Annotated in this window: 20 protein-coding genes; 18 read left to right on the forward strand and 2 right to left on the reverse strand. The window is 46.2% G+C overall.

Annotation, left to right across the window (positions count from 1 at the left end; translation table 11 throughout):
• Genes AC9UGD_RS05410 through AC9UGD_RS05425 form a run of 4 tightly spaced genes read left to right on the forward strand, consistent with a single transcriptional unit; the run spans window position 1 to window position 3,896 of the window.
• A complete protein-coding gene (locus tag AC9UGD_RS05410; RefSeq protein WP_509570610.1) occupies window positions 1-1,239 on the forward strand; it encodes a cysteine desulfurase in 1,239 nt (412 codons plus the stop codon).
• Window positions 1,239-1,706, forward strand: a complete 468-nt coding sequence (gene sufU, locus AC9UGD_RS05415; RefSeq protein ID WP_509570613.1) for a Fe-S cluster assembly sulfur transfer protein SufU — start codon at window positions 1,239-1,241, stop codon at window positions 1,704-1,706. Before AC9UGD_RS05410 ends, sufU begins: the two co-directional genes overlap by 1 nt.
• Window positions 1,690-2,001 carry a metal-sulfur cluster assembly factor gene (locus AC9UGD_RS05420; protein WP_029018536.1) on the forward strand — a complete coding sequence of 104 codons (312 nt, stop codon included), beginning with the start codon at window positions 1,690-1,692 and terminating at the stop codon, window positions 1,999-2,001. The genes sufU and AC9UGD_RS05420 overlap by 17 nt, the downstream gene beginning before the upstream one ends.
• A gap of 2 nt (window positions 2,002-2,003) precedes the next feature.
• Entirely contained in the window at window positions 2,004-3,896 is a 1,893-nt protein-coding gene (locus AC9UGD_RS05425; protein WP_509570617.1) for an ABC transporter ATP-binding protein, read from the forward strand.
• Here the strand turns inward: AC9UGD_RS05425 and AC9UGD_RS05430 are convergent.
• On the reverse strand, window positions 3,855-4,559 hold the full coding sequence (locus AC9UGD_RS05430) for an SURF1 family protein (RefSeq protein ID WP_509570620.1): 705 nt from the start codon (window positions 4,557-4,559) through the stop codon (window positions 3,855-3,857). The two genes, AC9UGD_RS05425 and AC9UGD_RS05430, sit on opposite strands and share 42 nt — an antisense overlap.
• A 2-nt stretch (window positions 4,560-4,561) precedes the next feature.
• A complete protein-coding gene (locus AC9UGD_RS05435) occupies window positions 4,562-4,834 on the reverse strand; it encodes a DUF3099 domain-containing protein (protein WP_509570623.1) in 273 nt (90 codons plus the stop codon).
• A 73-nt stretch (window positions 4,835-4,907) separates the two neighbouring features.
• Between AC9UGD_RS05435 and fabG the strand changes: the two genes are divergently transcribed.
• The 14 genes from fabG (at window position 4,908) to tyrS (ending at window position 18,245) form a co-directional block, all read left to right on the forward strand.
• Entirely contained in the window at window positions 4,908-5,612 is a 705-nt protein-coding gene (gene fabG / locus AC9UGD_RS05440; RefSeq protein ID WP_509570626.1) for a 3-oxoacyl-ACP reductase FabG, read from the forward strand.
• On the forward strand, window positions 5,613-6,383 hold the full coding sequence (gene fabI / locus AC9UGD_RS05445; RefSeq protein ID WP_509570629.1) for an enoyl-ACP reductase FabI: 771 nt from the start codon (window positions 5,613-5,615) through the stop codon (window positions 6,381-6,383).
• A gap of 243 nt (window positions 6,384-6,626) precedes the next feature.
• Window positions 6,627-7,193 carry a translation initiation factor IF-3 gene (gene infC, locus AC9UGD_RS05450; protein ID WP_509570662.1) on the forward strand — a complete coding sequence of 189 codons (567 nt, stop codon included), beginning with the start codon at window positions 6,627-6,629 and terminating at the stop codon, window positions 7,191-7,193.
• Window positions 7,194-7,205: 12 nt separating this feature from the next.
• Entirely contained in the window at window positions 7,206-7,403 is a 198-nt protein-coding gene (gene rpmI, locus AC9UGD_RS05455) for a 50S ribosomal protein L35 (protein WP_509570631.1), read from the forward strand.
• Between the two features lie 11 nt (window positions 7,404-7,414).
• Window positions 7,415-7,774, forward strand: coding sequence for a 50S ribosomal protein L20 (gene rplT, locus AC9UGD_RS05460; RefSeq protein WP_509570635.1), 360 nt, complete (start codon window positions 7,415-7,417; stop codon window positions 7,772-7,774).
• Between the two features lie 9 nt (window positions 7,775-7,783).
• Complete coding sequence (locus AC9UGD_RS05465) at window positions 7,784-8,563, forward strand: TrmH family RNA methyltransferase (RefSeq protein ID WP_509570637.1); 780 nt, start codon at window positions 7,784-7,786, stop codon at window positions 8,561-8,563.
• A gap of 27 nt (window positions 8,564-8,590) precedes the next feature.
• The gene (gene pheS / locus AC9UGD_RS05470; RefSeq protein ID WP_509570640.1) at window positions 8,591-9,598 is read left to right on the forward strand and encodes a phenylalanine--tRNA ligase subunit alpha; all 1,008 of its coding nucleotides are present in this window, start codon (window positions 8,591-8,593) and stop codon (window positions 9,596-9,598) included.
• Window positions 9,598-12,054 (forward strand): phenylalanine--tRNA ligase subunit beta, encoded by a 2,457-nt coding sequence (gene pheT, locus AC9UGD_RS05475; RefSeq protein WP_509570643.1) that lies wholly within the window; start codon window positions 9,598-9,600, stop codon window positions 12,052-12,054. Before pheS ends, pheT begins: the two co-directional genes overlap by 1 nt.
• Before the next feature lie 47 nt (window positions 12,055-12,101).
• Window positions 12,102-13,124 (forward strand): N-acetyl-gamma-glutamyl-phosphate reductase, encoded by a 1,023-nt coding sequence (argC, locus tag AC9UGD_RS05480; RefSeq protein WP_509570646.1) that lies wholly within the window; start codon window positions 12,102-12,104, stop codon window positions 13,122-13,124.
• A gap of 9 nt (window positions 13,125-13,133) precedes the next feature.
• The gene (gene argB, locus AC9UGD_RS05485; RefSeq protein WP_509570648.1) at window positions 13,134-13,922 is read left to right on the forward strand and encodes an acetylglutamate kinase; all 789 of its coding nucleotides are present in this window, start codon (window positions 13,134-13,136) and stop codon (window positions 13,920-13,922) included.
• The gene (locus tag AC9UGD_RS05490) at window positions 13,915-15,084 is read left to right on the forward strand and encodes an acetylornithine transaminase (RefSeq protein WP_509570651.1); all 1,170 of its coding nucleotides are present in this window, start codon (window positions 13,915-13,917) and stop codon (window positions 15,082-15,084) included. Before argB ends, AC9UGD_RS05490 begins: the two co-directional genes overlap by 8 nt.
• Window positions 15,074-15,556, forward strand: coding sequence for an arginine repressor (argR, locus tag AC9UGD_RS05495; protein WP_509570653.1), 483 nt, complete (start codon window positions 15,074-15,076; stop codon window positions 15,554-15,556). Before AC9UGD_RS05490 ends, argR begins: the two co-directional genes overlap by 11 nt.
• A complete protein-coding gene (argH, locus tag AC9UGD_RS05500) occupies window positions 15,556-16,983 on the forward strand; it encodes an argininosuccinate lyase (protein ID WP_509570656.1) in 1,428 nt (475 codons plus the stop codon). The genes argR and argH overlap by 1 nt, the downstream gene beginning before the upstream one ends.
• Window positions 16,980-18,245: a tyrosine--tRNA ligase gene (tyrS, locus tag AC9UGD_RS05505; RefSeq protein ID WP_509570658.1), complete on the forward strand. Its 1,266-nt coding sequence runs from the start codon at window positions 16,980-16,982 to the stop codon at window positions 18,243-18,245. The genes argH and tyrS overlap by 4 nt, the downstream gene beginning before the upstream one ends.
• Window positions 18,246-18,778: the final 533 nt, after the last annotated feature.

The following is an 18,778-nucleotide window of genomic DNA, read 5'->3' on the forward strand; positions in this document are numbered from 1 at the left end:
ATGCCATTTAACGTTGCGAAGGTACGTCAAGATTTCCCAATCTTTGAACGTACTATTCGTGACGGTAAAAAACTTATTTATTTGGATAGTGGAGCGACAAGCCAAAAGCCATTATCTGTAATTGATGCCGAAAGTAATTTTTACAAGTTCCACAATGCGGCTGTTCACCGCGGGGCTCATCAATTGGCAGAAGAAGCAACGGATGCATACGAAGGTGCACGCCTAAAGGTTGCTAACTTCATTGGAGCACGTGAAGAGCAAATTGTCTTTACAAAGGGTGCAACTGAATCACTCAACCTTGTTGCTTATGCAATGAGAAATGCCGCACCCGGAACTCGTTTCGCACTCACATCTAAGGACAAGATCGTTGTCACCGAAATGGAACACCACGCTAATTTGATTCCATGGCAGCAATTGGCAGCACGCACCGGCGCACAGTTATCGTGGTTTGAAGTCACGCCAGATGGACGCTTGGATCTTTCAAATATTGATTCAGTAATTGCCGAGAACACAAAAGTTGTGGCACTTACACACCAGTCAAATGTTTTAGGAACAATTGTCCCGTTAAAGGCAATAGTTGCGCGTGCCCATGAAGTTGGTGCTGTTGTTGTACTAGATGCTTGTCAATCGGCTCCGCATATGCCAATTGATGTGAAAGAACTTGACGTTGATTTTCTTGTTTTTTCTGGCCACAAGGCTTTGGGTCCAACAGGAGTTGGTGTGTTGTGGAGTTCTCAACTTGATGAGCTACCTCCATTTCTCTATGGCGGTTCAATGATCGAAACAGTGACCATGACTTCTGCAACCTGGGCACCTGCCCCACGCAAGTTTGAAGCTGGAGTACCTAACATGGCGCAAGCTGTTGGTCTTGGCGCAGCGGTCGACTATTTAACGGATCTTGGCATGAGAAATGTTCATAACCATGAGGCGTCATTAACAAAGTACTTAATTGAGAAGTTATTGCAGGTTCCAGATTTGAAGATTGTTGGTCCCACAGATCTTGATTCTCGCGGAGGAACTGTTTCATTTACGGTGGGGGAAATTCACCCACATGATCTTGGCCAATTTGTTGATAGCCAAGGTGTTGCGGTTCGCACAGGTCATCACTGTGCTTGGCCATTAACGAGAAAACTAGGAGTGCCTGCAACTACTCGTGCTTCATTGTATTTATATAACGAAGAATCAGATTGTGATGCATTATTCGATGCAATCCTCGGCGCACAGAAGTATTTTGCATAATGGAATTAGACAGCCTTTATCAGGAAGTCATTCTTGATCACTATAAGCACCCATTGAATAAGGGGTTGTCGGCCACTTATGGCGCACAGGTTCATCATGTGAATCCCAGCTGTGGCGATGAAATTACTCTTAATGTCACTGCAGAAAACGGAATAATCACCAGCATTACTTGGGATGGAGTTGGCTGTTCGATATCTCAGGCAAGCGTTTCAATCGCTAGTGATTTATTAGTCAACAAGAGCTTTGACCATACTGATGCCATTCTCAATGAATTTACCGAACTCATGCACAGCAAGGGAACCAAACAGGGTAATCCGGATGTTCTTGAGGATGCGGTATCACTTGCAGGCGTATCTAAGTTCCCTGCTCGGATTAAGTGCGCACTATTGGGGTGGATGGCGTTCAAGGATGCAGCGGTTAGAATTAAGACGACAACAGGGGAGAGTAGCGATGGCAACAAGTGTTGATGATGTAACTGAGGCGATGAAGGATGTAGTTGATCCTGAACTTGGTATCAATGTTGTAGACCTTGGGCTTATCTACGATGTGATGGTAGATGAAGCCAACATTGCAATCCTTAACATGACTCTTACATCTGCAGCTTGCCCATTACAGGATGTAATCGAGGATCAAACACGCGCCGCACTTGCCGGAATGACAACTGATGTAAAAATTAATTGGGTATGGATGCCACCTTGGGGCCCGGACAAGATTTCTGATGACGGAAGAGAACAGCTGCGCGCTCTCGGCTTTACCGTTTAATTATGTCAATGCATGCAGCGTGGATGACCCACCGCTCAATGACCGCTGATCCTTCGGTTAAGGAACAGAAGTTAAAGCCCGGAACAGTCAAGCGCATATTCAAATTTGCTTTACCGTATCGAACAAATATTTTCATTTTTCTAGCAACTGTCATAGTTGATGCAGCGCTAGTAGTTGCAACGCCACTGTTGTTAAAACAATTAATTGATGATGGCGTGATTCCAAAAGATGGCGCAGTGGTGACAAGACTTGCAATTTTTGTAGGGCTTTTAGCTATTGCTGATGCTGGATTCAATATGTTGGGACGTTACTTTTCTTCCAGGATCGGTGAAGGTTTGATTTATGATCTCCGATCGTTGGTCTTTGCCCACGTACAAAAGCAATCGATAGCATTCTTTACCCGTACTCAGACCGGTGCTCTTATTTCCAGAATTAACTCAGATGTGATGGGGGCTCAACAAGCTTTCACAGCAACGCTATCGGGTGTTGTCAGCAATGTTGTAAGTCTGGTTTTAGTTGGCGTGACCATGTTGATTTTGTCCTGGCAGATCACTATTTTTTCACTGCTCTTGCTTCCAGTTTTCCTCATCCCAACGAAATGGGTTGGACGCAGACTTCAGTCGCTAACTCGAGAGTCATTTAATGTAAACGCCGAGATGTCTAGCACCATGACAGAGCGCTTCAATGTGTCAGGTGCGATGTTGGTCGCCTTATACGGTGAACCTGATCGCGAACGTGAATACTTTAGAAGCCGTGCGCGCAGAGTCGCTGATATCGGAATCAAGATGGCGATGCTTAATAGGCTTTTCTTTATCGCTCTGACTAGCGTTGCCGCAATCGCAACCGCTTTTGCTTATGGAATTGGTGGTCACTTAGCAATTAATGGGGGAGTTACCGTAGGAACTCTTCTAGCTATCACCGCCCTTTTGGCTCGTTTGTATGGTCCCTTGACCGCACTTTCAAATGTGCGTATCGATGTCATGACATCTCTTGTTTCTTTTGAAAGAGTTTTTGAGGTGCTAGATCTTGAACCGATGGTCAAGAATCGCGATGGAGCAAAGGTCTTGGTTACCAAAGAACCACGTATTGAATTTAACACAGTGAATTTTTCATATCCCCGAGCTGAAGAGATTTCCTTGGCTTCACTTGAATCGGCTGCAAAAGCTGAAACCGTGCAGAGTGGGCAAGTGCTCAGCAATCTTTCTTTCGTTGCAGAGCCAGGAACATTAACAGCGTTAGTTGGTCCATCAGGTGCTGGTAAAACGACAATCAGCGCATTGTTGCCGCGACTTTATGATGTTACCGAGGGCGCAATCACCATTGATGGCAATGACATTCGTGACTTAACACTTGAATCTTTGCGTGAATCGATAGGTGTTGTGATGCAGGATGCGCACTTGTTCCACGAATCGATTGCAGAAAATCTTCGCTATGCAAAGCAAGATGCGACACCTGCCCAAATGCAGGCTGCTTGTGAAGCCGCACAAATTTGGAATCTGATTGAGTCTTTGCCCAATGGACTAGACACAATGGTAGGAGAGCGTGGGCACAGGCTCTCCGGTGGCGAAAAACAACGTCTTGCTATTGCACGTTTATTGTTGAAGTCTCCGGCAGTTGTAATCCTTGATGAAGCCACAGCGCATTTGGATTCTGAGAATGAACAGCTTGTACACGCAGCTCTTCAGACTGCACTCAAGGGCAGAACCAGCATTGTTATTGCACATCGTTTGAGCACAGTGCGTGAGGCTGATCAGATACTTGTTCTGGAGAAAGGTGCGATTGTTGAGCGAGGTACGCATGATCAACTTGTCGCACAAGGTGGCCTTTATTCAGAGCTATACAACCGACAAGATTTAACGGGTACGACGAATCAAGATTCGCCCGTAGATAACTAAGCCCCCAAAGAAGAGCCATTGCAACGCATAGGCCATATGTGGCCCATCGCTTAACTCAGGTAATTGTGCTGGCACTTCGGGAGTCAACGAATTTTCAGACCCAGATAAAAGGTCTATGTAAAACTTTTCAGTATTCAGCTGCGATTGAGCATTGAGTTCTGAAACGAGTCCTTCACCTTTTCCAGGCAGTGCAAAAAATGAGCCACGGGGTAACGAGGAATCAAGACGAAGTCGTCCAGTTATTGAAACTTCTGCCTGTGGCAATGCCGTAACCACAGGTGGGGTTGTGGCTGTTGCGCCAGCTTGAACCCAGCCACGGTCAACCCAGAAACTCTCGTTTTCATTTGAGCTAAACAGTGTCAGTACTTCATATCCGTACTTGCCATCGTTGTAACGATTTCGCAGCAAGATTTGTTTGTCGGTGTCAAAAGATCCAGTGGTCGAAACTGTTTGCCATTCATAATCTGGCAAGTTGCCTGTCACTGCGCCAAGTTCTATAGGCGACTTGGCTATGCGCTCTTCTATTACAGCGTTACGAGCATGTCGATCAACGCCACGGTGATACTGCCATTGGGAGCCCCAAAGACAAAAGATGATTAAGAGTAAAGCTATGACTGTTTTGAAAAGAGCCCATGGCTCTTTAGTTTTTTGTGGGGTGGTCATTCTTAATCGAGAGCGAGTGGTTTATCTTCGAATACGTCCGCACCACGAGTAACAGTTTCACGTCCTGCATTTGCAATAACAACTGCAAAGTAAGGCAATGTGACTGCCCCTAGAAGGGCAAACCAACGATAAGGACTTGGCAAAATCACCGTCAAGATAAAGCAGGCGGTGCGAATCATCATGGAAATGAAATATCTCTTTTGTCGGCCAGCTTGATCACGGGTAAGCGCACTAGGGGCGCTAGTGATGTCGTAAATCTTCTTTTCTTTGGCCATGTGGAGAAGGTTAGTGGTCGGCGCGCACCTTCGCTTCTTTTGTTTACTCAAAGGTAGCCAGTAGGTTTTGACCATGAGTTCAATTGCCTTAGTCACAGGCGGAAACCGCGGAATTGGATTAGCAATCGCACACTCCCTCAAAGCTGCTGGCCATGATGTTGTTGTGACCTATCGCAGCGGAGCTGCGCCCGAAGGATTCAAAGCAGTCCAGATGGATGTAACCAGTACTGACAGCGTTGAAGCGGGATTCACAGCCATCGAGAATCAGTGGGGCATTCCAGAAATCATCGTTGCAAATGCCGGAATTACAAAAGATGGTCTTGTCATGCGAATGAATGATAAAGATTTTGAATCTGTAATTGATGCAAATCTGACTGGAGCATTTCGAGTAGCACGCCGCGCAACTAAAGGATTATTGAAGTTAAAGCGCGGCCGCCTAATTTTTGTTGGCTCTGTTGTCGGTTCTGTTGGCTCTGCTGGGCAAGTGAATTACTCATCGTCAAAAGCAGGACTGGTTGGAATGGCTCGATCTTTTGCTCGTGAAATCGGTAGCCGTGGAATTACTTCCAATGTGATTGCTCCAGGCTTTGTTGAAACCGATATGACATCAACACTTGATGAAAAACGTCGCACAGAAATTGCTGGCTCTGTACCTTTAGGACGCTTCTGTACAGCGGAAGAAATTGCTGATGTCGTAACCTTTATTGCATCTCCACAAGCAAGTTATATCTCTGGAGCTTTAATTCCAGTTGATGGCGGATTAGGAATGGGGCACTAAATGGGAATTCTTGAAGGTAAAAAAGTATTAGTAACTGGCGTACTAACTGATGCCTCTATCGCTTTTCACATTGCTCGCTTGGCACAAGAGGAAGGCGCTGATGTCATATTGACGGGATTTGGCAGAGCCCTTTCGCTTACAACTCGCATTGCAGGGCGTTTGCCTAAACCCTGTCCGATCATCGAATTAGATGTAACAAGCGATGCTGATTTAGCTGCCCTTGAATCACGCGTTCGCGAACATTTTCCGGATGGTTTAGATGGCGTTGTGCATTCAATTGGCTTTGCACCAGAAGCAGCACTTGGTGGAAACTTCTTACACACTCAATGGGAAGATGTTGCAACAGCTATTCAAATTTCGGCCTTCTCACTTAAATCTCTAACGATGGCCGCTCGGCCACTATTTAATGGCGGGGGATCAGTTGTTGGACTTGATTTTGATGGTCAAGTTGCTTGGCCAAAGTATGACTGGATGGGTGTTGCAAAGGCCGCGCTGGAATCAACAGCGAGATATTTAGCCAAGGATCTTGGTCCAGAAAACATTCGCATCAACTTGGTTGCTGCGGGTCCTATCCGCACTATTGCTGCTAAATCGATTCCTGATTTCCAACGTTTTGAACATCTATGGGATGAGCGCTCTCCCTTGAAATGGGATGTCAATGATCCGGTTCCGGCGGCGCAAGCAGCGGTTGCTCTTTTGTCAGATTGGTTTCCAAAGACAACGGCGGAAATCATCCACGTTGATGGTGGTTTCCATGCAATGGGTGGGTAGTTCCCGCACGATTTAGCGCTCGATTTCACCTTTTCACCCCTGTACGGGTAATCTTTGCCCCAGACCAGTGGCGTTACAACCACTGCAAGAGGAGTTACCGCTCCCACCTTCATCGCCACTAGTGCGGGCTGGTTTGTCGGATAAGAGAATTAACTTCTCTTGCCCTTGCGGTTTTCTTTTGCAGCGCTGTAACACCAAAGCGTTAACGAACCGAAGGAGCACAAAGTCACCACTGAACCTCGCATTAACGATCGAATTCGCACACCCGAAATTCGTTTGATCGGTTATACCGGCGAACAAGTTGGAGTTGTCGATATCGATACAGCGTTAAAGATGGCAGATGAAGTTGGTCTCGACCTAGTCGAAATCGCACCAGATGCTAATCCACCCGTTTGCAAGATTATGGACTTCGGAAAGTACAAGTACGAAGTTGCACAAAAGGCACGGGAAGCGCGTCAGAACCAGACCCACATTGTGGTGAAGGAAGTGCGTTTGACACCAAAGATCGAAAACCATGATTACGAAACAAAGCGTAGTCAGGTTGAAAAGTTTCTTAAGGGTGGCGACAAGGTAAAGGTGACAATGAAGTTCCGAGGACGCGAACAAACGCGACCTGAGTTGGGATACAAGATGTTGCAACGTCTTGCAGAAGACATTGCAGAAGTTGGTTTTGTTGAGTTCGCTCCTAAGCAAGAGGGACGAAACATGACAATGGTTCTTGGCCCAACTAAGAAGAAGACAGAAGCAGTTGCAGAAGCAAAGGCAGCACGCAAGGCGAAAGCCGAAGCTGCTGCAGAAACTACCGAGTAAGGGAACATAACCATGCCAAAGATGAAAACACACAGCGGTGCGAAGAAGACCTTCCGCATCACAGGTTCTGGAAAGGTTATGCACGAGCGCGCTGGAAAGCGCCACTTGCTCGAGCGTAAATCTTCACGAGTAACACGTCGTCTATCGACAGAGTCAGCTGCAAAGCCAACTGTCGCACTCACAGCCAAGCGCATGCTTGGTTTGAAGTAAGGAGCGGTTAAATGAGAGTAAAGCGCGGAGTCCACGCAGCCAAGAAGCGTCGTACAACTCTAGAACGTGCAAGCGGTTACCGCGGCCAACGTTCACGTCTTTTCACAAAGGCGAAAGAGCAAGTTACGCACTCTATGGTTTATGCATTTAATGACCGTAAAGATAAGAAGGGCGATTTCCGTCGTCTCTGGATCCAACGCATCAACGCAGGTTGCCGCGAACACGGTCTTACATACAACCGTTTTATCCAAGGTCTGAAGGCTTCAGGAGTAGAAGTTGATCGTCGCGTTCTTTCAGAGCTTGCGACAAATGATCCTGCAACATTCAAGACACTTGTTGATGTAGCTCGCAAGAGCCTTGCAGCACTCTAAGTTCCAATCATGATTGAGAGCCTTAACTCGCCACATGTTGCGCGGGTTAAGGCTCTTATTGGTTCTAGGGGAGTTAAGGAAAGAAAGGCCGCAGGACAATTTGTTGCAGAGGGATTGCGATGTGTCCGCGAAGCTTTGGTCGCCAAGAGTGGCCCAACAATTGAAACTTTATATGTTACGAATAATGGGCGCAGAAAGCTTGAAGAATTAGCGGATCTTTCATACTTAAATGTTGTTGATGTCAGCGACGAAGTGATGAAGGAAATGTCTGAAACCATTACGCCACAAGGCATACTTGCAGTGTGCGCAATTCCCAATGTTTCTCTGGATTCGTTAATGTTGAATGGTTCACGCAGATTCATTTATCTGTCAGAGGTGCAAGACCCAGGAAATGCAGGAACAATTCTGCGCTCGGCCGATGCATTTGGTATGGATGCGGTAATCACTTCACCGGGCAGTGTCGATATGTATTCACCAAAGGTAGTTCGAAGTACCGCAGGATCTCTTTGGCATATTCCAGTTTTTGAAGCCGTTGCCATTGATGAAGTTGTAAAACGTGGAATCAATCCTTTTTCGCTAGGCGCTGACGGGTCGAAGACATTGAGTGATTACCAAATTTCTGGGGACACCCTCGCGGTATTTGGAAATGAAGCCCGTGGCTTATCGACCGGGCAGAATGTCGATTCGATAGATGTTGTAAGTATTCCAATGCCCGGCAATGCCGAAAGCCTAAATCTTTCAGCGGCTGCCTCAATAGTTATGTATCACCTAGCAAATATGCGGCCGTAACAAAGCACTACAAGATAGAGTTAACCCATGCGCGTTGAGGAGATTTCAACCTGGGTACAAGATGCCCGCAAGGCTTTCGCCTCGGCAACAGATTTAGATTCCCTGAAGACGGCACGCCTGGCTCATGCTGGCGACAAGTCTCCAATCGCCCTGGCATCACGTGCTTTAGGTTCGCTTTCACCCGATGAAAAAGCAAGTTTCGGCAAAGTAATTGGCGAAGCAAAGGCTGATATTGCTCAAGCACTTGCACATGCAACAGCTGCATTAGAGGCTGAGCGTGATCGCAAAGTTTTGTTGGAAGAAGTCGTCGATATAACTTTGCCAGTAAATCGTTCACATCGCGGCGGCTTGCATCCAATAACAATTATTAAAAACGAAGTCTCTGATTTCTTCATTGAACAGGGCTTTGCAGTTGAAGAAGGTCCTGAACTTGAATCAGGGTGGCTGAACTTTGATGCGCTCAATATTCCAGCAGACCATCCAGCTCGCACTATGCAAGATACTTTCTTTATCGAACCAGTTGAATCTGGAATGGTTTTGCGTACCCATACCTCGCCAGTTCAAATTCGTACGATGCTCACACAAGAACCGCCTATTTATGTTGTGTGTCCCGGCCGCACCTTCCGTGCTGATGAGCTTGATGCAACACATAGTCCTGTCTTCCATCAAGTAGAAGGTTTAGTAATCGATAAGGGCATAACGATGGCCCACCTAAAGGGAACTCTAGATAATTTCGCCCGACATATGTTTGGCCCAGATGTAACCACACGATTGCGACCATCTTTCTTTCCCTTTACCGAACCAAGTGCCGAAGTAGATATTTTCTTTAACAACCGCTGGATCGAATGGGGTGGTTGCGGAATGGTGAATCCAAAGGTGCTTGCCACATGTGGCATCGACACCGATCTTTATAGTGGTTTTGCTTTTGGTATGGGACTTGAACGTACTCTCATGGTTCGACATGGAATTACAGATATGCATGACATCGTCGAAGGCGATTTACGTTTTACTCGACAGTTCGGAGTTGGCCTTTAATGCGCGCTCCTTTATCGTGGATCAAAGAGTTTGTAGACATTCCTGCAGCAGTTACAGCTGAACAGATTTCAGAGGGATTAATCCGTGTTGGCTTTGAGGTCGAAGAAATCATTCAGCAGGGCGCAGATTTAACCGGTCCGCTCAAGTTTGCAAAGGTTATATCTATCGAGGAAATCACCGAATTCAAAAAGCCTATTCGCTATGTGGGTATAGATTGTGGTGAAAGCGAAACTAGATATGTTATTTGTGGAGCAACGAACTTTTCGGTGGGGGATTTAGTAGTAGCAGCACTTCCTGGGGCGGTACTTCCTGGCAATTTTGCTATCGGTGCACGCGAAACCTACGGAAAGACCTCCAATGGCATGATCTGTTCAGCTCGCGAACTTGGCATTAGTGATGAACATGCCGGCATTATGGTTTTTGCCGAAGGTGAAGTCACTATTGGTGCAGATGCAATTGATGCATTGCACATTAATGATGTCATTTTTGATGTAGCTGTTAATCCAGACCGTGGCTATGCCCTAAGTATCCGTGGCATTGCTCGTGAGGTTGCTGCAGCTCTTAATTTAAAGTTCACAGATCCTGTCGACGCACTACGCGCTTTAAAGTTTGAAGAAACTGGCAAGGGTGTCACTGCAAAGATTGGTGAGAAATCAGCTGCATCGGTTTTTTACCTACGCACTCTCTCAAACTTTGACCCAAAAGCAACAACACCGATTTGGATGCGCCGACGTATTGAAAAAATGGGGATGCGCTCGATTTCTCTAGTTGTAGATGTTACAAACTATGTAATGCTCGAACTTGGTCAACCCTTACACGCCTTTGACAAAGCAAAGATTAAGGGTGGACTTACGATCAAGCGCGCAGGTAAGGCGCAAAAATTTAAAACGCTGGATGGTGTAGAGCGCACATTAGATCCTGAAGATTTGATGGTGTGTGATGATGAACAGCCTTTGGCTCTGGCCGGAACAATGGGCGGTCTCTCATCTGAGATATCTGAGACAACAACAGAGATCGCTCTAGAAGCGGTTCATTTCTGTGAGGTATGCATCGCTAAGAACTCTCGTCGTCACAAACTTTCATCTGAAGCATCGCGACGTTTTGAACGAAGCGTAGATCCTTCGTTGGCTGAGTTTGCTTCTGCTCGTTTCGTTCAACTGCTTACCGCTCACAGTTCAGCCAAGCATGTGGCAACTGTGGTTGATGGAGAGCCTATATATGCACCGTTAGTCACCATTGACCCTACTTGTGTATCTAAAACATTGGGTTTTGAGATTCCAGTTAAGCAGGTAGCAGAGCTACTTCGAGTCGTTGGCTGCGATGTTGATGAAAAGAGTTTTACGGTCGATCCGCCATCATGGCGAGCAGATCTGTTAACTGCTGCAGATTTTACAGAAGAGGTGGCCCGCATGATCGGCTACGACAAGATTCCTTCCGTACTTCCACCGCGTCCATTGCATGCAACATTGACCCCTACACAAAAACGACGTCGGGCTGTAGCCACAATGCTTGCCAGCCGTGGATTCGCAGAAGTTCAAACATTCCCATTTACAAATCAGACAACTATAGATTCCATGGGTTTTGTGGGCGAACGTGCTTCGACATACAAGGTAGCAAATCCAATGTCTGAAGAGTTCCCACTAATGCGCGTACACCTGGTACCGGGATTGATCGAAGTTGCTCAACGCAATATCAGTCGCGGTGCTAAGGACTTTGCAATTTTTGAAATGGGTTCGATTTTTCGTAGTTCACAAAAATTGGTTCCAGCAATTTCTCCAGATTTGACCAAACGTCCTGCACAAAAAGTCATCGATGAAATATTTTCAAGTGTTCCGCCACAGGGATATCACGTTGCAGGTTTGCTAGTTGGCAAAACCGAAAATGAAAATTGGCAAGGCAAGGCTCGTGCGTACAATTGGCAGGATGCAATTGCTTATGCCCAAGATGTTTTGGCTTTATGTAATCTTGAATGGACAGTCGCGCGGTCTGATCTAGCTCCATGGCATCCAGGTCGTTGCGCAGAATTAATCGTTAATGGAAAAGCAGTTGCACATGCTGGTGAACTCCACCCACGGATAGTCGCTGCCTATGGTTTACCTGAACGTTCAGTGGCGTTTGCTGTTGCATTGAGTGCACTTCCAGATTCGGCTCTAGTTCGACCTACGACCGTCGGCACAATGCCCGCAGCTGTTCAGGATGTGGCCTTGATTGTTGAATCAACAGTTAGCGCCGCAGACATTGAAGGCGCTCTGCGTGAAGGCGCAGGAGAGTTGCTTGAGTCGATTACCCTGTTTGATCGCTATGACAAGATCGGTGACGGCAAGATTTCGTTGGCCTTTACCCTTGTTTTCCGGGCACAGGATCGCACGCTGACAGGCGAAGAGGTATCTGCGATGCGTGAGGCTGCAACATCGGTTGCCGCCACCAAGTTTGGGGCTGTAGTTCGTACCGCATAATTATGCATGAGATTGCATAATTATAGATAATGCCTTACGCTTAACTCATGAAAACAGCGGTCATCGGTGCGAGCGGGTATGCAGGTGGAGAGCTTTTAAGACTCCTGGCAATGCACCCACGTTTTGAAGTAACGGTTATCAGCGCTCACTCCAATGCTAGAGAGCAAGTCACAACCATCCATCCGCAACTACAAAGTTATTCGGGGAGAAGTTTTGTATCTGCTGATTCAATCAATTTTTCCGATGTCCAATTAGCGTTCTTAGCTTTGCCGCATGGCGAATCCGCGGCTCTTATTGCAAAAATTCCTGAGTCTGTCAAAATAGTGGACCTTGGTGCGGACTTTAGGTTGGAAGATCCTTCTCAATGGGTGAAATATTACGGGGGCAAGCACGCAGGTTCTTGGGTGTACGGATTACCCGAACTTGCACCAGGACAGCGCGATGCAATTAAGAAAGAAAGTAGAGTCGCTAACCCAGGTTGTTACGCAACATCGATTTCATTAGGAATAGCACCTGCTTTAGCATTGATTGATGTATCAGATATTGTCGTTGTTGCCGCTTCCGGAACAACTGGTGCAGGAAGAAATGCCACAGTAAATCTCATCGGTAGCGAAGTAATGAGTTCTCTGACCTCTTACAAATTTGGTGGGGTTCATCAACACACACCTGAAATCGAACAAGCTCTGTCGGCGGTGGCGCAAAAGCCAGTAAAGCTCTCTTTTACGCCCATCCTTGCGCCAATGCCTCGCGGAATTCTTTCCACCGTCACCGCGAAGTTGAATCAGTCCTTAACTACGGAACAAGCGCACAGTCTCTTTGCAGACCATTACTCTTCTGAATTTTTTGTCGATGTATTGCCACTTGGGCAGATGCCTAAGACAAGTACTGTTACTGGCAGCAATAAGGTTCAATTACAAGTTGCTGTTGATCAACATACAAATCGTTTGGTCGTATCTGTTGCAATCGATAATTTAGGAAAGGGTGCTGCGGGTCAAGCGATTCAAAATGCTAATTTGATCTGTGGGCTAGCCGAAATAAGCGGCCTAGCACTTGATGGAATAGGCGCATAAGGCTTTATTGTGATTGTCGTTAAATTTGGCGGTCATGCCATGAAGGATAAGAGCGGTAACTTTGCAAACGCCATTTCTGCCGCTCAAAAGGCGGGGGAGCAGGTAGTTGTTGTCCATGGCGGTGGCCCACAAATCGATGCAGCACTGAAAGCCAAAAACATAACCAGCCAATGGATCGGTGGATTTCGGGTTACCACTAAGGAGATCTTTGATGTTGTAGAGGATGTTTTAGTCAATCAAGTTGGTACCGAAGTTGCAGCGACATTAAGTAATGCTGGAATCAAGGCTCAATCAATTTCTGCTCGCACATTGCCAACTGTCATTGCTAATCGTCGGACACAGTTGATTGATGGCACACCGGCCGATCTGGGTTTTGTCGGCGATGTACAGAAAGTTAATCCAATCGCCTTGCTGGAACTGCTTAAGCAAGGGATTGTTCCGGTAGTAGCCCCTGTTTCTTCAGATGAAGATCTGAAAACAGGGCTTAACGTGAATGCTGATTTTGCAGCCGCAGCCATTGCAGCTTCATTAGAAGCATCTGCTTTGATTGTAATGACAGATGTTGCAGGGATATATCGCAACTGGCCCGATAAGAGTTCTTTAATAGAAATCATTTCTGCAAGTGAACTTGAGAATATCAAATCGGGCTTTGCCGAAGGAATGGCGCCAAAGGTTCAGGCCGCACTTGATGCACTGTCTTTTGGGGCGAAAGCGGTGCGAATTATTGATGGCACAGATCCCGAGAGCTTTGCTTCAGCGTTAGCTGCTACAGGAGGGACGTTGGTGGTGCATGACTAACAATATATATCTAAAACGTTGGGATAATTCTGTACAAAACAATTATGGAAAACCCTCCATTGTCTTAGTTAAGGGTAAGGGAATAGTTGTCACTGATGCAGATGGAAAAAGTTACCTTGATTTCCTGGGCGGAATAGCAACAAGTGTGTTGGGCCATGCCCATCCAGCAATAGTGAAAGCGGTAACTAAACAAGTTTCAACTCTTAGCCATGTTAGTAATTTTTACGCCCATCCCAACATAATTGAATTAGCTGAAAAGTTAGTTGGCATGACAGGGGATGAAAGCGCAAAAGTTTTCTTCTGCCAATCAGGAGCCGAAGCAAATGAAGCAGCGCTAAAACTTTCTCGTCGTACGGGAAAAGTAAGTGTTGTTGCTGCCCAGGGTGCATTTCATGGTCGCACGATGGGGGCCCTTTCACTTACCGGGCAACCTTCAAAACGTGAACCATTCCTACCGCTGATTAAAGGCGTAAAACATGTTCCGTATGGCGATATTAATGCGATGCGCAAAGCGGTCAGCAAAAAAACTGCGATGGTAATTATTGAACCCATCATGGGTGAAGCAGGAGTGATTGTTCCTCCAGCTGATTATTTGCAGGAGCTTCGTCTGCTCTGCGATAAGAGTGGTGCATTACTAGTAATCGATGCGGTGCAAACCGGTATGGGCAGAACAGGTGATTGGTTTGGTTATGAATACTCGGGAATCACACCAGACGTAATTACATTGGCTAAAGGCTTGGGTGGTGGACTGCCGCTCGGTGCGATGATTGCATTAGGCAAAGCTGCCGATTTATTCCAGCCAGGAGATCATGGCTCTACCTTTGGTGGAAATCCTGTGACAACTTCAGCTGGTCTTGCGGCGATTAAATTCATTGAAGCGCAAGAGATTTTAAGCAAAGTTGAAAAACAAGGCGCACATTTAATGCAAGAACTAGCACTTATCCCGGGCGTAAAAGAGGTTCGCGGAGCTGGACTACTGCTTGGGATCGAATTGGATTCAATTCAAGCCGCTGTGTTTGCAGATGCGATGCGCGATGCAGGTGTTCTTGTAAACGCGGCGAATCCAACAACAATTCGTATCGCACCTGCCTTGATAGTTTCGGATGCGCAAATCAATAGATTCATTACTATTTTTAGAAAGGTTATTGCTGATGTCAAGTAATGCCCAGTCAGTTTCGGCTCGTAGAGCGAAAGCGATCGCACTGATTCAATCTGGATTAGTACATTCACAATCTGATCTCGTTGTACTGCTGAAAAAGTCTGGGTACAAAGTTACTCAAGCAACAGCTTCAAGAGACCTAGAAGAGATTGGCGCTGTTCGTGCTCGCAACAAGGATGGTGAAAGCACCTACCAAATAAGTGAAAGCGCTGATGCTGCGATTGTTCGTAGTACTCCGTTGCCATCAAAACTTATTTTGTCTGTTGATCACAGCGCTAATTTGGCCGTAATTCATACTCCTCCAGGAGCGGCTCAGTTTTTGGCCAGTTCCTTAGATCATGCTGCTTTAACGGGGGTCATCGGCACGATCGCAGGAGACGACACGATAATTTTGGTATCGAAGAAAGCGACAGGTGGAGCACATTTAGCGAAAGAATTGCTTGCTTACGCGCAGACAGATGGGAAGAGGAAGTAATGGCTCTATGGGGCGGACGATTCTCGCAAGCAGCTGAGGATTCGGTCTTTGCGCTGTCCAGAAGCGTGCACTTTGACTGGCGCTTAGCCCCATACGATCTGCGCTCATCAAAAGCTCACTGTGCCGTTCTGGCTAAGAGTGGATTAATCACATCGAAAGATGCAGAAGCGATCCTTAAGGCACTCAATGAACTTTCCAATCAAGTCGCTGATGGAACTTTTGTCGCGATTGATAGTGATGAAGATGTACATAGTGCTTTAGAACGTGGTTTGACGGAAAAGTTAGGCCCGGTAGGAGGAGCTCTCCGCGCCGGACGTTCTCGTAATGATCAGGTGACGACAGATCTTCGTCTCTTTGCGATAGATCACATGCTTGAAATCGCACGGATGATCACAGTGATGCAAAATGCGATTCTTGAAAAAGCGGCAGAATATGTAAATGATCCTGCTCCTGGTTTCACACATATTCAACATGCACAACCAGTTTCTTTTGGTCATGAATTAGCAAAGCATGCACACGCCTTTTCTCGCGATCTTGATCGTATAAATGATTGGCTCGCACGTACATCTGTCAGCTCGCTTGGCGCTGGGGCACTTGCCGGATCATCTCTTGCCCTTGATCCGGGATTCACTGCTAAGAATTTAGGTTTTACTTCAACATTTGCAAATAGTATCGATGCAGTTAGTGATCGAGACTATGTCGCGGAAGCTTTATTTATTTGCGCAATGATCGGAAATCATCTTTCACGCATTGGTGAAGAATGGACTTTGTGGGCTTCACAAGAGTTTGCGTGGGCACAAGTAGCCGATGCATACTCAACTGGGTCATCAATCATGCCGCAGAAGAAAAATCCTGATATGGCAGAACTTGCTCGTGGGAAATCAGGGCGACTTGTTGGAAATCTGGTCAGCGTACTAACGATGCTGAAAGGTTTACCGTTTGCTTACAATCGTGATTTACAAGAAGATAAAGAACCGTTTTTCGACAGTATTGATACGTTGTTGTTGGTCCTTCCTGCCGTAACCGGAATGATTGCAACTACAGAATTTGATCGAGAGAAAATGGCACTTGCGGCACCAATGGGCTTTTCGCTTGCAACTGAAATTGCTGATTACCTTGCAAAGAAGAAAGTTCCTTTCGCCCAAGCACACGAAGCCGCTGGACAATGCGTCACATTGTGTGAATCAACGGGACGTCAGCTACATCAGTTAAGCGATGCTGAATTCCTTCTCGTGCACCCGCAATTAGATGGGGGAGTACGTGAACTCCTAATTGTTCATGGCGCCCTTAACTCACGAACAACAGCAGGTGGAACCGCACCGATTTTGGTTACTCAGCAAATCAAAGATGCATTAACTGCCAATGCGAAAACTAGCCAAGAAATTGCCAGCAAGCACCAGGCATTTTCGGAGATGATGAGCTCATGAATTTAATCGAAGACCTTCGCTGGCGCGGGTTATTGGCCCAATCAACTGATGAAAAAGCTTTGTTAGATTCACTGAAAAAGCCCATCACTTTGTACGTCGGCTTTGATCCAACTGCACCTTCACTTCATGCTGGTAATTTGGTAGTTCTGCTTGTACTTCGACGTTTTCAATTAGCAGGGCACAATCCAATCGCCTTGGTTGGTGGAGCTACTGGCTTGGTTGGGGATCCCAGTGGCAAAAATGAAGAACGAACCCTTAATAGCACCGATGTTGTTGAAGGATGGGTAAGCCGTATACGAGGACAAGTTTCGGCCTTCTTGGATTTTGATGCTCCAAAGAATCCTGCAGCGGTTGTCAATAATCTTGATTGGACATCACCACTTAGTGCCATTGAATTCTTGCGAGACATTGGAAAACATTTCAGTGTTAATCAAATGCTTTCAAAAGATTCTGTATCAGCACGACTTGAAGCCGGTGGGATTTCTTACACTGAATTCTCATACCAAGTGCTTCAGTCATATGACTTTCTAGAACTCTATCGACGCAACAATTGCACATTGCAAGTTGGCGGTTCTGATCAATGGGGAAATATTGTTGCTGGTCTCGATCTAATACGACGCGTTGAGCAAGGCAGTGGCCATGCTCTTACTGTTCCATTGTTGATGAAAGCTGACGGAACTAAATTTGGAAAAACTGCTGGCGGTTCAGTTTGGCTAGATCCTGAAATGACATCTCCCTATGCGTTCTTCCAGTTCTGGTTGAATTCGGATGACAAAGATGTAATCAACTTCCTAAAGGTATTTTCATTCAAGTCTCACGAAGAGATTTCGGAACTTGAAAAATCCCACAATGAAAATCCTGGTTTACGCGAAGCCCACCGCGCACTTGCGCGCGAATTAACTTCGCTCGTGCATTCAGAAGAGACAACACAACGTGTGGAAGCTGCTGCACGCGCTTTATTTGGTCAGGGTGAACTTTCTGAACTAGATGAAGCAACGCTTGCATCAGCACTAGCCGAACTTCCACGTACAACTGTTTCATCTGCAGAGGAAATTCCTACCTGGGTTGATCTCTTAGCAGCAACTGGTGTTGTTGACTCTAAATCAGCTGCGCGTCGCATCATTAAAGAAGGTGGCGCATATCTCAATAATCAGAAGATTTCCGGAGAAGATTTCAGACCCTCAAAATCTGACTTTTTATGCGGAAAATATGCGGTTTTGAGAAAAGGCAAGAGAGATCTTGCCGCCGTTGAATTAACCTAAATTCGGCAAAGTACCCCAAAAACCTTAGCGGGCATGGATAATTCGTACTTCACTATCTAAAGCGTTGATGTTTACTGGCCGACTATCCCGATTTGACCGGTCTGCGGCCGCTATGTATAGTTACGCTCCTTGCTGGGAACGGACGATTTAGGCCGGACAGTAGGCGTCGAAGATCAAGTAATTGAGCTTCAGCCAGACCAAGTACCTCATTTAGGCCAGTTTGACCGAGCCTGCATGCATGCACTAAGTTTGGCGATCTGCCCTGAAAAATAGGAGAAATCCTGGGACTCAGTGCGCATCCGTACCTTGAGAACTCAACAGCGTGCCATAAGTCAATGCCAATAGTGGCTTAGTTCGTCATGCTTTTAATAGCGAAAAATCATTGTTTTACAGTGCTTTTTGATTAATTAACAACCACGGCAAATATATAAATACCTCAATGAGGTATAGCCATAAAAAGCTATACCCGTTGATTTCCTTTGGTATATAAATGACAAATTAAACGACAGTTTGTTTGTCTGATCGCCAAGATG

Origin of the sequence: Candidatus Planktophila sp. (assembly GCF_044232745.1) — a bacterium.
Taxonomy (GTDB): Bacteria; Actinomycetota; Actinomycetes; order Nanopelagicales; family Nanopelagicaceae; genus Planktophila.

Coding starts and splice junctions, on each gene's coding strand:
- AC9UGD_RS05410 (WP_509570610.1), top strand. CDS start 1: ATGCCATTTAACGTTGCGAAGGTACGTCAAGATTTCCCAATCTTTGAA.
- sufU (WP_509570613.1), top strand. CDS start 1,239: ATGGAATTAGACAGCCTTTATCAGGAAGTCATTCTTGATCACTATAAG.
- AC9UGD_RS05420 (WP_029018536.1), top strand. CDS start 1,690: ATGGCAACAAGTGTTGATGATGTAACTGAGGCGATGAAGGATGTAGTT.
- AC9UGD_RS05425 (WP_509570617.1), top strand. CDS start 2,004: ATGTCAATGCATGCAGCGTGGATGACCCACCGCTCAATGACCGCTGAT.
- AC9UGD_RS05430 (WP_509570620.1), bottom strand. CDS start 4,559: ATGACCACCCCACAAAAAACTAAAGAGCCATGGGCTCTTTTCAAAACA.
- AC9UGD_RS05435 (WP_509570623.1), bottom strand. CDS start 4,834: ATGGCCAAAGAAAAGAAGATTTACGACATCACTAGCGCCCCTAGTGCG.
- fabG (WP_509570626.1), top strand. CDS start 4,908: ATGAGTTCAATTGCCTTAGTCACAGGCGGAAACCGCGGAATTGGATTA.
- fabI (WP_509570629.1), top strand. CDS start 5,613: ATGGGAATTCTTGAAGGTAAAAAAGTATTAGTAACTGGCGTACTAACT.
- rpmI (WP_509570631.1), top strand. CDS start 7,206: ATGCCAAAGATGAAAACACACAGCGGTGCGAAGAAGACCTTCCGCATC.
- rplT (WP_509570635.1), top strand. CDS start 7,415: ATGAGAGTAAAGCGCGGAGTCCACGCAGCCAAGAAGCGTCGTACAACT.
- AC9UGD_RS05465 (WP_509570637.1), top strand. CDS start 7,784: ATGATTGAGAGCCTTAACTCGCCACATGTTGCGCGGGTTAAGGCTCTT.
- pheS (WP_509570640.1), top strand. CDS start 8,591: ATGCGCGTTGAGGAGATTTCAACCTGGGTACAAGATGCCCGCAAGGCT.
- pheT (WP_509570643.1), top strand. CDS start 9,598: ATGCGCGCTCCTTTATCGTGGATCAAAGAGTTTGTAGACATTCCTGCA.
- argC (WP_509570646.1), top strand. CDS start 12,102: ATGAAAACAGCGGTCATCGGTGCGAGCGGGTATGCAGGTGGAGAGCTT.
- AC9UGD_RS05490 (WP_509570651.1), top strand. CDS start 13,915: ATGACTAACAATATATATCTAAAACGTTGGGATAATTCTGTACAAAAC.
- argR (WP_509570653.1), top strand. CDS start 15,074: ATGTCAAGTAATGCCCAGTCAGTTTCGGCTCGTAGAGCGAAAGCGATC.
- argH (WP_509570656.1), top strand. CDS start 15,556: ATGGCTCTATGGGGCGGACGATTCTCGCAAGCAGCTGAGGATTCGGTC.
- tyrS (WP_509570658.1), top strand. CDS start 16,980: ATGAATTTAATCGAAGACCTTCGCTGGCGCGGGTTATTGGCCCAATCA.